The organism is Actinosynnema sp. NPDC002837 (assembly GCF_040295345.1).
GTDB lineage: Bacteria > Actinomycetota > Actinomycetes > Mycobacteriales > Pseudonocardiaceae > Actinosynnema.
Genome location: NZ_JBEOVG010000089.1, coordinates 1 through 14,444 on the forward strand (window position 1 = coordinate 1; position 14,444 = coordinate 14,444).

Consider the following 14,444-nt stretch of genomic DNA (forward strand, 5'->3'; position numbering starts at 1 on the left):
TGGGATGACACGAAACCCGACCAACAACGGACCCGCCGCCGAACCACCCACCGGCCCGTCATCCTGCTGATCTGCCCGTCCGGCGAGGACTCTTTCGCTCTTCAACGCCCTTGATCTTCACCAACGGCCTGCACAACGCACCCCACAGCGCCCCTCACAACCAACCCCTCACAACCAGCCCCCCCACAACCCGCCCCCTCACAGGTCGGCGAACTCCTCCCGCCGCACCTTCGCGCACTCCGTCGTCAACCCCGCGTCCACGGCCTGGCTGATCTCCGCCAACGACCGCAACTGCTCCGGCGTCAACACGTCGAACAGGTGCTCCCGCACCGCCGTCACGTGCCCCGCCGCCGCCTGCTCCAACACCCCGAACCCGACGTCCGTGAGCACCGCGATCGAGCCACGCCGATCCGAGGGGCAGGCCTGCCGCTCGACCCAGCCCTCCTTCTCCAGCCGGGCCACCGCGTGGGAGAGCCTGGACCGTGACGAGTGGCACACCGCCGCCAACTCGCTCATCCGCAGCGAGCGCTCCGGGGCCTCGGACAGCGCCACGAGGATCTCGTAGTACGCCATCGGCATCCCGGAATCGCGCTGCAACTGCCGGTCCAGGTGTTCGGTGAACTTGGTCACGGCGGTCATGAAGGCACGCCACACCTGCTGCTCTTCGGCGCTCAGCCACCGCACGTCGCTCATGCCTCCATCATACGGCCGTTGTTGAACCTTCAACCAGGATGCGCTATGTTCTGTTGAGAGTTCAACCAGACCAACCCAGAAGGACCATCCATGACCTCGCAGACTGTGCAGATCCCCGGCTACCTCGCGGGCACGTGGGCGATCGACCCGGTGCACTCGGACATCTCGTTCGTGGTTCGCCACCTGGGCGTGTCCAAGGTCCGCGGCCACTTCGGCACCTTCGAGGGCACGATCGTGACGGCCGAGAACCCGCTGGAGTCCACGGTCACCGCGAAGATCGACGCCGCCTCGGTCAACACGCGCAACGACCAGCGCGACGCCCACGTCAAGGGCGAGGACTTCCTGGACGTCGAGAAGTTCCCGGAGCTGACCTTCACCTCCTCGGGCGTGCGCGCCCACGGCGAGGGCTTCCTCGTCGACGGCGAGCTGTCCCTGCACGGCGTGACCAAGCCCGTGACCCTGGAGCTGGAGATCAACGGCTTCGGCGACGGCTTCGAGGGCGCGAAGGTCGTCGGCTTCTCCGCCTCCACCGAGATCAACCGCCGCGAGTTCGGCGTGACCGGTGGCCCGGCGGGCGCGGTCGTCGGCGACAAGATCACCATCCTGCTGGAGATCGAGGCCGTCAAGCAGGCCTGACCTGACGAGCTCGCCCAACGAGCTCGCCCACGAGCTTGACCGACAGGCCTGACCCAACAGACCTGCCCCAGCCTCACCGAAAGGCCCGCCGACACCGGCGGGCCTTTCGCGCTGCTCGACCGACCCTCCCCCACCTCCCCTTCCCCTCCCCCTACCCTGCGTCAGGGCAAGTCGCTGGACCGGGCGAACCCGAGCGTCATTCCATTTCACCGAGCATTTCGGTAGTTTCTGGCGTGCCGCCGCAACCTGCCTGAACCGCGAACCGTCTCCACCCGTAGTAGGTCGTGAAACCAGAGTTTTGCTTCGGTCGGCACTGAAGCTGTAGAACTCGATGCGGACACAGTCCGCTCACGGTCGTAGACCACGTGGGTGACATCGGACGCACTCATGGCACCATCTGGCGCAGCACGCGCCGGACGCAGGCGAGGAGGATCGGTGTGAACGCCCAGACCGAACAGGTCGACGACCTTCGACTCGTCGCGCTGCCCACCGCGGTGAACGTGGCGGACATGTTCGTCCGCTTCTCGCTGGGCGAGTGGCGCCTGCGCGCGATGCAGGACGAGGCCGCGCAGACGGTCCGCCGACTGGTCGGCGCCGCGGTCGACGTGGCCGACCGGCGCGCGCCCGGCTTCCTCCTCGTGCGCCTGCGGCTGACCGGCACCTACCTGGTGGTCGAGGTCGAGGGCAACCGCGTCGCGCTGCCGCCGGAGCTGGCCGGCACCCGCGCCGGCCTGGTCGACCTCACCGCGGGCGGCCACCTGGCGTGGTGCGAACTGGCCCTCCCGTCGGGCATGAACGCCTCGGCCGTGCCGCTGCCCCGCCGCGAACCCCGCCGTTCCCCGGCCGCCGAGCAGCTGGGCGACGAGCCGAACGTGGACCCCGAGGTCATCCAGCGCATCCTCTACGGCCTGGGCGGCGGCGCGCACCGCCCCGACTGACCCACGCCACCTCACACCCGACGCGCAGCACCCCACCCCGCCCGATCAGGCGACACCACCGGTCGGAGCACTGCCGTCACGTCCGAATGGCGGTAAGCCATGAGATACGCCCTGTCCGGGGCGCACCTCATGGAAGGGACCGCTGATGCTTCTCCGACGTGCCGCCAGAACGATCGTCGCGTGGACCGCCGCCGTCTGCGCGGTGGTGGCCTTGACCACAGCGCCCTCGGCCACCGCCTCGACCACGGCCGCACCACGCGCGATGGTCCCGGACGGGGTGTACGGCATCACCTTCGGCGGTGACGAGGACGCCCACCTCACCCCCCTGTCGAGCCAGCAGGGCGCGCCGACCGTCCTCCTGCCGCCGATCGGCCTGCCCGGCTACCAGGAGTGGGAGCTGGTCAGGGACAGCCGGACCACCCAGCTCATCAGGAACCTCGGCACCGGCCTCTACCTGACGCCCGGCGAGGGACAACCGGCCGACCACCGGGCCGTCGTCGCCGGCCCTTATCCGTACTCGTGGGTCGTGCGCACCGGTTCGGCGCCCAACCGCGTGACCATCGCGACCTGGAACGGTGGGTTCGCCCTCGACCTGTCACCGAAGATGATCTACCCACCCCGCGTCGACGTCCAGACGCGCCGCAGCGACCTGAGCCAGGAGTGGGTGCTGGCCCTGCACGAGTAACACCCGGGCACTTGTAACACCCGGGCACGAGCGACATCCAAGCACGAGCGACACCCGGGGCCGGTGTCCACCCGGGACACCGGCCCCGGTCACCTCACCGCCGCGCGAGCGCCACCAGCGCGACCGCGAGCACACCCATCCCGCACCACGACACGAGCGGCAGGCGTTCGTCCAGCACGACCACGCCCAGCACCGCCGCCACCGCCGGCTCGGCGAGCGTCAGCGTGGTCGCCGCCGCCGCGCCCGTGTGCCGAAGCCCACGGGCGAACAGCAGGTACGCGGCGAACGTGGTGAACACCGCCAGGTGCGCGGTCACCGCCAGCCCCGACGGGCTCGCCACCCAGCCGACGCCGATCACCACCAGCACCGGCAACGTCAGGGCCGACGCGCCACCGAACACCACGCCCACCACGGCCCGGGACGGGTGCCCGAGCCCGATCAGGTGCGCGCAGATCACCGAGTACGCGGCGTACGACAAGCCCGCGACCAGCGCCAACGCCACTCCGACCAGGTCGACGCGGGTGTCGCCGCCGCCCAGCACGAGCACCGCGCACCCGACCACCGCGGCCGACGTGAGCAGCGGCCTCGACCGCAGCCCCAGCACGATCGGCGCGGTGGCCAGCGCCACGGTGGTGCCCACCGCCACGCCCGTGCGCGCGACGGCCGGGTAGAACGCCAGCGCGTAGCCGGCCACGGTCAGCGCGCCGAGCAGCAGCAACCTCCAGTCGGCGGTCCGCAGCACGGCACGCGTGCCGCGAGCAGTCAGGAACAGCAAGCAGCCACCCACCACCAGACCCGCCGCGCCCACGGCCGCGGCCGGTGCGGAGGCGGGCGCCATCGAGCTTGCGGTGCCGGTGGTGCCCCACAGGACGCACGCGGCCAGGATCGGCAGGGGTCCGCGGGTGGAACGAGCACGTGTTTCCACGGCAGAGGTCGACACGAGGTCTCCGTTCGCGAGACGAGAGGGAAGAGGACGCGAACGGGCGCACCGCGTGACCGGATCGAGGCGTGCGTGATCGGGTCAGGCAGGCGTGAAGGCGTGCGTCAGCGAGTGCGCCCGGTCAGGCGCACGGCGGCGGAAGGACCACGTGCCAGTGGGTGTTCACGCCCGGCATCCTAGACGACCGGCCGGCCGGTATCGTGGGGATCATGGACATCGGCGTCGCGGATGACCTGCTGCGGCGGTCCCTCGTGGTCTACAAGTTCGCGGTCGACGAACTCATGACGAAACTGCGGATCCTCAGCGAGGAGTTCGACCTCGTCCACCGGCACGACCCGATCGAGCACGTCACGCACCGCGTGAAGCGGCCCGACGCGATCCTCGACAAGCTCCGGCGCAAGGGGCTGCCCGCGGACCTGGCGCTGGCCGCCGAGCACCTGGACGACGTGGCGGGCGTGCGGGTGGTGTGCCCGTTCGTGTCCGATGTGTACCGCGTGCGGGACATGCTGGCCCGGCAGAGCGACGTGGAGATCCTGCGGACCAAGGACTACATCGCCGAGCCGAAGCCGAACGGGTACCGCAGCCTGCACCTGATCGTGCGCATCCCGGTGTTCCTGTCCGACCGGGTGGAGCACGTGAAGGTCGAGGTGCAGCTGCGGACCATCGCGATGGACTTCTGGGCCACTTTGGAGCACAAGCTCTACTACAAGTACGACGACCAGGTGCCCGCGGGTTTCGTCGAGGAGCTGACCGCCACCGCCGCCATCGCCGCGGAGCTGGACGCCCGGATGCAGGTCCTGCACCACGAGGTCCAGCGCGACTGACGCGCCCTCCCGCGCAGGACCCCCAGGACCCCCAGGACCGAACCGGCCTCGAACCGGCCCCGTCCCGACCCCTTACCCGGTCCGCCAATCATCAACCGTGCCGAACGTCACCTTCGCACGCCCACCTTCGCACGCTTCCGCCGACGTGCCCGCCGCGCTACGCCCGAGTAACGTCAAACGACGCCAGACAAAGAAGGTTACGGCTGTCTCATAACCTCGACGAAAATCCATCTGAACGGAGCACGAAGACATTTCGTACAGGCTCCTGATGGACAGGCTACCGACCCGCTCAACCCGTTGACACCCGACTGCGAATAACCCTCGCGTACTGCACGTCTTTACGAGACCACACGGTCCAAACCAGCCGTTCGAGTGAATCCCTGAAGTGTCTCTTCTGACGCGGGGTCACCCTCCCCTCAAAATGGGGAGAGACCTTTCCGCAAATGCTCCGTTCGGCGGTCGCGACGATCTCCCGACGACAGCCAACGTTGGGCCCGCGGCCCGGTTACTCATTGACACTGTGGCTCATTCTCAGAGGATCACGCATGGACACCGACCGGATCTCCACCCGATTAGCGACGCTGACCCGCGAGCACCTGGTGCCCGGGGCGCAGCTCGCCGTGCACCACGAGGGACGCACGTGGACGCACGAGGTGGGCCTGGCCGCCGACGCGGCCGTGCCCATCGGCTCGATCACCAAGACGTTCACCGCGACCGTCGCCATGGCCCTCGTCTCGGACGGGGACCTCGACCTGGACGCGCCGCTGTCCGACCACCTGCCCGGGGTGGCGGCCGGCGAACTCACGCTGCGCCACCTGCTCAGCCACACCGGCGGCCTGCCGTCGGATCCGGAGGACGTGCGCACGACCTCGCTGCGCCACCACGTCCGGCAGGCGCTGCGCGAGCTGCACCCCCTGCACGAGCCCGGCGCGGGCTTCTCCTACTCCAACATCGGGTACTCCCTGGTCGGCCACCTGATCGAGGTGGCGACCGGGATGTCCTGGTCGGAGGCGGTGGAGGCGGTCCTGCTGCGCCCGCTCGGGGTGCGCGCCAGGTTCATCACCAGCCCGGACGCCGACGTCGTCAGCGGCCACGCCGTCAACACCGCCACGGGCCGCGTGGTGCCGGTGGCGCAGTCGCTGACGCCGGTCGACGCGCCCGCCGGCGCCCTGGCCGTGAGCGCCGCGGAGCTGGTGACGTTCGGCCGGATGCTCGGCGGCGGCGCGCCGCACCTGATGAGCCCGGACGACCTCGCCCTCATGCGCGAGCCCGTGCGGCACGCGGAGCCGTTCGGCATGGCCGACGGCTGGGGCCTCGGCCTGGCGCTGTTCCAGCGCGACGGCGTCCGCTGGGTCGGCCACGACGGCACCGCCGACGGCACGTCGTGCCACCTGCGGATCAACCCGGCCGACGGCACCGCGGTCGCCCTGACGACCAACGGCAGCAGCGGCTGGGGCCTGTGGCGCGAGCTCGTGCCGGAATTGGCCGACGCGGGCCTGCCGGTGGCGGATTACGACGGAATGAGCGGGCTGGACCGCCCCATCGCCCCTCCGCCGGACTGCACCGGGCGCTTCCGCAACGGCGATGTCGAATACGCCGTGCGCGCCGTGGACCGGGAGCGGCTGGCGCTCACGGTGGACGGCGAGCCGTTCGCCGACCTGTCGTTGTTCGACGGCCTCGTCTTCGCGATGCGCGATTCCGACACCGGCGACACCAACCAGACCGGGCGTTTCCTGCGCGACCCGGGTGACGGCGGTATCCGGTGGATCCAGATCGGCGGGCGACTCGCCCGCAGGCAGGTCGCGAAAACGGGCTGAATTTCACGTTTGAACTCCAGCGGTATTGGGTAAGCCGCGCCCCCGAGCCAGAAAGGCACCTCTCGCGATGACGCACGCCCGCACACTGCCGGAATTGATCGCCGCGCAGGCGCTGCGCAGTCCCGACGCACCCGCGGTCATATCGGCCGAAGGTGTGGTCGGCTACCGGGAACTCGACGAACGCGCGAACCGACTCGCACACCTGCTCCTCGCCAAGGGGGCGCGGCGGGAGCAGGTGGTGGCGGTGGCGATGCCGCGCTCGGTGGACAACGTCGTGGCGCGGCTCGCGGTGCTGAAGACCGGCGCCGCGTACCTGCCGATCGACCCGGACTACCCGGCCGACCGGATCGCGTTCATGGTCTCCGACGCCGAGCCGCTGCTGGTGCTCTCCGACCAGCCGTACCTCGCCGATCACCCCGGCACCGCACCGGATGCCGCACCCGCCACCGCGCCCGACGTCGTGATCCGGCCGGAGGACCCGGCGTACGTGATCTACACGTCCGGGTCGACCGGCCGCCCGAAGGGCGTCGTGGTGCCGCACCGGGGTCTGCCCGCGTTCTCCGCCGCCGAGGTGGCCCACTTCGACGTGCGACCGGGCGACCGGGTCCTCCAGTTCTCCTCGCCCAGCTTCGACGCCTCGGTGCTGGAGCTGTGCATGGCCCTGCCCGCCGGCGCGGCGCTCGTGGTGCCGCCGCCCGGACCGCTGCTCGGCGACCAGCTCGCGGAGGTGATCGCCGGGTTCGGCGTCACGCACGCGCTGATCCCGCCGGTGGCGCTGGCCACCGTGCCCGACGTCGAGCTGCCCTCCTTCCGCACCCTGATCGTCGGCGGTGACGCCTGCCCGCCCGACCTGGTGGCGAAGTGGGCCCCCGGCCGCCGCATGATCAACGCCTACGGGCCGACCGAGTCCACAGTGGTCACGTCGTGGAGCGAGCCGCTCGAGCCGGGCGGCACGCCGCCCATCGGCCGCCCGATCCCCGGCACCGAGGTCCGCGTGCTGGACGACGACCTGCGCCCCGCCGCGGAGGGCGAGCTGTACGTGACCGGCGTCGGCCTGGCCCGGGGCTACCTCCGCCGGCCGGGGCTGACCGCGCAGCGGTTCCTGCCCGACCCGTTCGGCGAGCCCGGCGCCCGCATGTACCGCACCGGCGACGTGGTCCGCACCCGCGCCGACGGCCAGTTGGAGTTCGTCGGCCGGGCCGACCACCAGGTGAAGATCCGGGGCTTCCGGGTCGAGCCGGGCGAGATCGAGGCGCTGCTGCGGCAGCGGCCCGGCGTGGAGCACGCCGTCGTCGTCGCGCGCGGCGAGCCGAAGCGGTTGGTGGCGTACGTGATCGGCGAGACGGCGGGTCTGCGGGAACACCTCGTCGACAGACTGCCGGACTACCTCGTGCCCTCGGCGTTCGTCGCGCTGGAAGCGTTCCCGCTGACGCCGAACGGAAAGCTGGACCGGGACGCGCTGCCCGAGCCGGTCGTCGGCGACGTCCCGGAGGACCACGTCGAGCCGCGCACCGCGGCCGAGCGGCGGGTCGCCGCGGTGTGGTCCGACGTGCTCGGCGTGCCCCAGGTCGGCGCGCACGACGACTTCTTCGCCCTCGGCGGCGACTCGATCCTGGCCGTGCGGGCGCTGTCGCGGCTCGGCGGGCTGCCGGTGCGGGCGATGTTCGACCACCGCACGGTCGCCGCGCTCGCCGAGGCCCTGCCCGACCAGGACGGCGCGCCGATCCCCCGCGTGCCCCGGGTCAAGCCGCTGCCCCTGTCCTCGGCGCAGCGCCGCCTGTTCTCGCTGGACGGCACGGCGGAGCAGAACACCGCGGTCGGCATCCGGCTCACGGGTCCGCTGGACGTGCGACGCCTGGCCGAGGCGCTGGACGCGCTGGCTCGCCGGCACGACGCGCTGCGCACGACGTTCGACGTGGTGGGCGACGAGCCGGTGCAGATCGTCGCGGAGCACGGCACGATCCCGCTGCGCGTGCTGCCCGCACCGGACGCGACCGACCCGGGCGCGACCGACCTAAGCGCGTCCGACCCGGGCGCGACCACCCCGAGCCGGACGGAACCGAGACAGACCCAGCCGACCGGAGCCGCACCGGGCGCGACCACCCCGAGCCCGACCGAACCCAACCCGACCGAACCCGGCCCGACCGAGCTCGGCCTGGACGAGCCCTTCGACCTCCGCCGCGGCCCGCTCACCCGCGCCGTGCTCAGCCCCTTCGGCCCGGACGAGCACCTCCTCACCCTCGTCCAGCACCACATCATCACCGACGGCTGGTCGGTGCAGGTGCTGCTGGCGGAGCTGGCCGAGCTCTACGCCGGCGGGCGCCCGGCCGATCCCCCCGTGCAGTACCCCGACTTCACCGCGTGGGACCGGTCGAGGCCCGAGGGCGACCCGGCCTACTGGCGCGACCGCCTCGCCGGCATCGAGGCGCTGGACCTGCCCACCGACCGACCCCGGCCGCCGCTGCGCACCACGTCCGGCGCGGTGCTGCGGCGGCCGTTGCCCGCCGACCTGGTCCGCCGGCTGGCGGTCGTGGGCCGGGCGCACGACGCCACGTTGTTCATGACGCTCACCGCCGCCGTGCAGGTGCTGCTGTCCGCGCGCAGCCGGCAGCGGGACGTCGCGGTCGGCACGGTCAGCTCCGGCCGCGACCGCGCCGACCTGGAACGCGCGGTCGGGTTCTTCGTCCGCACGCTCGTGCTGCGCTCCTGGGTCGACCCGGACCTGCCGTTCACCGCGTTCCTGGACCAGGTGCGGGACACGGCGCTGGAGGCCTTCGCGCACGACGACGTGCCGTTCGACCGGGTGGTGGAGGAGGTGCGGCCCGACCCGGACCCCAGCCGCACGCCCCTCGTGCAGGCCGTCGTCGCCCTGCACCAGCCGCTGCTGCCCGGCGCCGCGTTCGGCGACCTGACCGCCGCCGAGCACGACCTCCCGCGCCCGGTGGCCCGGTTCGACCTGGTGGTGGAGTTCTGGCCGCGCGACGAGGACCTCGCGCTGACCGTCGAGTACAACACCGACCTGTTCGACGCCGCCACGATCGAGTCGCTGAGCGACGACCTGGAAGCGTTGCTGCGCCTGGTGGTGGACGACCCGGACCGCCCGCTGCGCGACCTGACCGCACTGGACTTCGCGCCGGACGAGGCCATCCGGATCCGGGGCTTCCGGGTCGACCTCGGCGAGGTCGAGCAGGCGATCCGGCGGCACCACGAGGTGGCCGACGCGGCCGTGGTCGTGGCCGACAAGCGACTCGTCGCCTACGTGACGCCGCCGGTGAACCCCTCGGCACTGCGGGGGTTCCTCGGCCAGGTGCTGCCCGCGCACGCCGTGCCCGCCGCGGTCGTCGGCCTCGACCACCTCGACCGGGACTCGTTGCCCGCGCCGCCGGACGACCGCGCCGAAGTCCGTTACGTCGCACCGCGCACGCCCGTCGAGGCCGTGCTGGCGGACGTGTTCGCCGAGGTGCTCGGCGCGGCCCGGGTCGGCGTGCGGGACAACTTCTTCGCCCTGGGCGGCGACTCGATCCTGGGCATCCAGGTGGTCACCCGGGCCCGCCGCGCCGGGCTGGTGCTGACCTCGCGGGACATCTTCGCGCACCAGACGATCGCCGCGATCGCGCCGCACGTCACCCGGGACCTGCCGCCCACCGCCGACCAGGGCGCGGTGACCGGCGAGGCGCCGCTCACCCCGATCCAGCGCTGGTTCCTCGACGGCCACGCCGTGCGACCGGAGCACTTCGACCAGTCCGTCGTCGTCGACCTGGACGGCGACCTCGACGTGCCCGCGCTGCGCACCGCCCTCACCGCGCTGGTCGCGCACCACGACGCGCTGCGCACCCGGTTCGAGGGCGACCGCCAGGTGGTCGGGCCCGTCACGGGCGCCGACCCGTTGGCGCTGGAGCACTTCGACCTCACCCGCGGGCCGCTGCTGCGGGCCGAGGTCCTCGACGGCGGGTCGGTCCGGCTGACCGCGCACCACCTCGTCGTCGACGGCGTGTCGTGGCGGGTGCTGGTCGAGGACCTGACCACCGCCTACCGCCAGGCCCGCGCCGGCGAGGCCGTCCGCGTCGGGCGCAAGACGACGTCGTTCCGCGACTGGGCGATCCGGCTCGCCGACCACGCGCGGCACGGCTTCGACGCCGAGCTCGCCCACTGGGCGGCGGTGGCCGCCACGCCGACCGACATCCCGGTGGACCGGACCGGCCCGAACACGGTGGGCTCGCAGCGCGAGGTCACCGTGCGGCTCACCGAGCCGGAGACCGACGCGCTGCTGCGCGACGTGCCCGGCGTCTACCGCACGCAGGTCAACGACGTGCTGCTGACCGCGCTCGGCCGGGTGCTGGCCGACTGGACCGGCCGGTCGCGCGTGCTGGTCGACCTGGAGGGCCACGGCCGCGAGGAGCTGTTCGCCGACGTCGACCTGTCCCGCACGGTCGGCTGGTTTACCACCGTCTTCCCCGTCGCGCTCGACCTGCCCGACGGCGAGCGGACGCCCGGCTACTGGGGCGCCGCGCTCAAGTCGGTGAAGGAGCAGCTGCGGGCCGTGCCCGGACGCGGCCTCGGCTACGGCGCGCTGCGCCACCTGGCCCGCACCGCGCCCGCCTGCGACCCCCGGGTCTCGTTCAACTACCTGGGCCGGTTCGACGCCGACCAGCGCGACCTGGAGCTGTCCGCCGACCCGCGCGCGCCGCGCCCCCACCTGCTCGACGTGGTCGGCCAGGTGCGCGGCGACCGGCTGGAGTTCACCTTCCACTACAGCGAGCACGCCCACGACCGGGACACCGTCGCCCACCTCGCGGACGGGTTCGCCGCCGCGCTGCGCGGCATCGTGGCGCACTGCGCCGAGCCCGGCGCGGGTGGCCGCACGCCGTCGGACTTCCCGCTGGCGCGCCTGACCCAGGCCGAGGTGGACCTGATCACCGGCGAGGACGCCTACCCGCTCACCCCGATGCAGGCGGGCATGGTGTTCCACGGCCTCGGCGACAAGGGCGTCTACTTCCAGCAGACCACGTTCGTCGTGGACGGCGTGACCGACCCGGCCGCGTTCGCCGCCGCCTGGCAGCGGGTGGTCGACCGGACGCCCGTGCTGCGCAGCAGCGTGCTGTGGGAGGGCGTGCGGCAGCCGTTGCAGGTGGTGCACGAGCACGTCCGGGTGCCGGTCACGGTCCTGGACTGGAGCAGGCTGGACGAGGACGCCCGTGCCCAGCGGCTGCGCGACCTGCTGGCCGAGGACCGGGCCGAGGGCATCGACCTGACCACGCCGCCGTTGATGCGGGTCGCGATCGCCCGCCTGTCCCCGACCAGCGTCCAGGTGCTGTGGACGTTCCACCACGTGCTGCTCGACGGCTGGAGCGTCTTCCACGTGCTGTCCGACGTGCTGGGCGAGCCGGCCGAGCGGCGGCCGTTCCGCGACTACGTGGCCTGGACCGCCGCGCAGGACGAGGACGCCGCGCGGGAGCACTGGCGGCGGGTGCTGGCCGGGTTCGACTCGCCCACACCGCTGCCCGCCGACCGCCCGGCCGAGCACGGCACGTCGTCGCAACGGTTCCGGGTCGAGCTGAGCGACGGCGAGTCCGCGTCGCTGTACGAGTTCGCCCGCCGGCACCGCGTCACGCCGAGCGCGATCGTGCAGGGCGCGTGGGCGCTGCTGCTGGCCCGCTCCTCCGGCCGGCGTGACGTGTGCTTCGGCGCGACCGTGTCCGGCCGGCCCGCGGAACTGCCCGGCGTGGACGAGATCACCGGCATCTTCATCAACACCCTGCCGGTGCGGGTCCGGGTCGACGGCGGGACGCCCGTGGCCGACTGGTTGCGCGCGTTGCAGGACGCCCAGGTCGAGGCGCGGCGGTTCGAGCACGTGCCGCTGGCCGACATCCAGGCGTGGAGCGAGGTCGAGCGCGGCACGAGCCTGTTCGACAGCGCGGTCGTGTTCGAGAACTACCCGGTGGACCTGGCCGAGGGCATGGGTTTGCGTGACCTGGCCGCGGTCGAGACCACGAGCTTCCCGCTCAGCGCCACCGTCTACCCGGCCGACCGGCTCGGCGTGCTGCTGGGCTACGAGCCCGCGATGTTCGACCGCGCCACCGTGCGCCGGCTCGGCGACCGGCTGCGCAGGCTGCTGGTCGGCCTGGTCGCGGACCCGGACCGGCCGATCGCCGACGTGCCGTGGCTGGCCGAGGACGAGGTCCGCCAGGTGGTCGTGGACTGGAACGGCACGGCGGTCGGCGAGCCGATCACCACCACGATCCCCGAGCTGTTCGCCGCCCAGGCCGCCCGCACCCCGGACGCCGTCGCGGTGACGTGCGAGGGCCGGCGCCTCACGTACCGCGAGCTGGACGAGCGCGCGAACCGGTTGGCGCACCACCTCGTCGCGGCCGGCGCCGGCCCGGAAACGCTGGTGGCGCTGCGCTTCCCGCGCTCGCTCGACCTCGTGGTCGCGGTGCTCGGCGTGCTGAAGTCCGGCGCGGCCTACCTGCCGCTGGACGCCTCGTCACCGGCCGAGCGCGTCTCGCACATCCTCGAAGACGCCCGGCCCGTGCACACGTTGGACCGGTTGCCGGACCTCTCCGGGCTGCCGACCGACGCCCCGGACGTCCCGCTGCGACCGGACAACGCCGCGTACGTGATCTACACGTCCGGCTCGACCGGCCGCCCCAAGGGCGTCGTGATCCCCCACTCGAACGTGGTCCGGCTGTTCTCCCAGACCGACCACTGGTTCGGCTTCGGACCCGACGACGTCTGGACCCTCTTCCACAGCTACGCCTTCGACTTCTCCGTCTGGGAACTGTGGGGACCGCTCCTGCACGGAGGCCGACTCGTGGTCGTCCCCTACGAGGTCACCCGATCCCCCCGCGACTTCGCCCGACTGATCGACGACGAGGGCGTGACCGTGCTCAACCAGACGCCGTCGGCGTTCTACGAACTGCTGGAACACGCGCCCGACCTCGACGTCCGGTACGTGATCTTCGGCGGTGAAGCCCTCGACGTGCGCAAGCTCTCCCGTTGGCGCGGCTCGGGCGCGTTGGTCAACATGTACGGGATCACCGAGACCACCGTGCACGTCACCTGGACGCACGCGGACGGCTCCATCGGCGTGCCCATCCCCGACCTGCGCGTCTACGTGCTCGACGACGACCTCAACCCGGTGCCGCCGCACGTGCCGGGCGAGATGTACGTGGCCGGACCCGGCCTCGCCCGCGGCTACCTCGACCGGCCCGGCCTGACCGCGTCCCGGTTCGTCGCGGATCCGTTCGGCGCACCCGGTTCCCGCATGTACCGCAGCGGGGACCTGGCCCGATGGGAGGACGGCGCGCTGCACTACCTGGGCCGTGCGGACCAGCAGGTGAAGATCCGCGGGTTCCGGATCGAACTCGGCGAGGTGGAATCGGCGATCGCCGCGCATCCTGCCGTCGCCCAGGTCGTTGTAGTGGCGAACGAACAACGCTTGGTGGCGTACTTCGTGCCGGACAAGCCGACTACGGCGTCGGAGCTGCGCGACCACACGGCCGAGGTCCTGCCCGACCACATGGTGCCCGCCGCGTTCGTCGCACTGGAAAGCCTGCCGTTGACGGTGAACGGCAAGCTCGACCGCGTCGCGCTCCCCGCGCCCGAGCGCGACGCGGTCACGTCCTCCGCCTACGTGGCACCCCGCACCGAGACCGAGGACGCGATCGCCGCCATCTGGGCGGACGTGCTCGGCGTCGGCCGCGTCGGGGTCGAGGACAGCTTCTTCACCCTGGGCGGCGACTCGATCCGCAGCCTGCACATCACGTCCCGGACCAAGGCGGCGTTCGGCGTCGACCTGTCCCCACGCGACGTCCTCACCGCGCGCACCGTGTCCGCCCTGGCCGACCTGGTCGAGGAGCTGGTGCTCGCGGACCTCGAAGCCCTCGCTGCCGACACGGAGGCGTGACCCGT

At 72.3% G+C, this 14,444-nt stretch carries 8 protein-coding genes; 6 read left to right on the forward strand and 2 right to left on the reverse strand.

Annotated elements, in window-relative coordinates; all coding sequences use genetic code 11:
* Positions 1-198: 198 nt before the first annotated feature.
* Complete coding sequence (locus tag ABTZ99_RS36805; RefSeq protein WP_498785279.1) at positions 199-693, reverse strand: MarR family winged helix-turn-helix transcriptional regulator; 495 nt, start codon at positions 691-693, stop codon at positions 199-201.
* Between the two features lie 90 nt (positions 694-783).
* Between ABTZ99_RS36805 and ABTZ99_RS36810 the strand changes: the two genes are divergently transcribed.
* From ABTZ99_RS36810 to ABTZ99_RS36820, 3 genes are all read left to right on the forward strand, one after another.
* On the forward strand, positions 784-1,329 hold the full coding sequence (locus tag ABTZ99_RS36810) for a YceI family protein (protein WP_499617825.1): 546 nt from the start codon (positions 784-786) through the stop codon (positions 1,327-1,329).
* A 437-nt stretch (positions 1,330-1,766) separates the two neighbouring features.
* Positions 1,767-2,267 (forward strand): ATP-binding protein, encoded by a 501-nt coding sequence (locus tag ABTZ99_RS36815; RefSeq protein WP_499617826.1) that lies wholly within the window; start codon positions 1,767-1,769, stop codon positions 2,265-2,267.
* Between the two features lie 145 nt (positions 2,268-2,412).
* Positions 2,413-2,952: a ricin-type beta-trefoil lectin domain protein gene (locus ABTZ99_RS36820; RefSeq protein ID WP_499617827.1), complete on the forward strand. Its 540-nt coding sequence runs from the start codon at positions 2,413-2,415 to the stop codon at positions 2,950-2,952.
* 94 nt (positions 2,953-3,046) lie between these two features.
* On the opposite strand, the gene ABTZ99_RS36825 is transcribed toward ABTZ99_RS36820, so the two are convergent.
* On the reverse strand, positions 3,047-3,892 hold the full coding sequence (locus ABTZ99_RS36825; RefSeq protein WP_499617828.1) for an EamA family transporter: 846 nt from the start codon (positions 3,890-3,892) through the stop codon (positions 3,047-3,049).
* A 209-nt stretch (positions 3,893-4,101) separates the two neighbouring features.
* Between ABTZ99_RS36825 and ABTZ99_RS36830 the strand changes: the two genes are divergently transcribed.
* The 3 genes from ABTZ99_RS36830 (at position 4,102) to ABTZ99_RS36840 (ending at position 14,439) form a co-directional block, all read left to right on the forward strand.
* Positions 4,102-4,716, forward strand: coding sequence for a GTP pyrophosphokinase (locus tag ABTZ99_RS36830; RefSeq protein WP_498785269.1), 615 nt, complete (start codon positions 4,102-4,104; stop codon positions 4,714-4,716).
* Positions 4,717-5,261: 545 nt separating this feature from the next.
* Positions 5,262-6,533, forward strand: a complete 1,272-nt coding sequence (locus ABTZ99_RS36835; RefSeq protein WP_499617829.1) for a serine hydrolase domain-containing protein — start codon at positions 5,262-5,264, stop codon at positions 6,531-6,533.
* Between the two features lie 94 nt (positions 6,534-6,627).
* Positions 6,628-14,439 (forward strand): amino acid adenylation domain-containing protein, encoded by a 7,812-nt coding sequence (locus ABTZ99_RS36840; protein ID WP_499617830.1) that lies wholly within the window; start codon positions 6,628-6,630, stop codon positions 14,437-14,439.
* Positions 14,440-14,444: the final 5 nt, after the last annotated feature.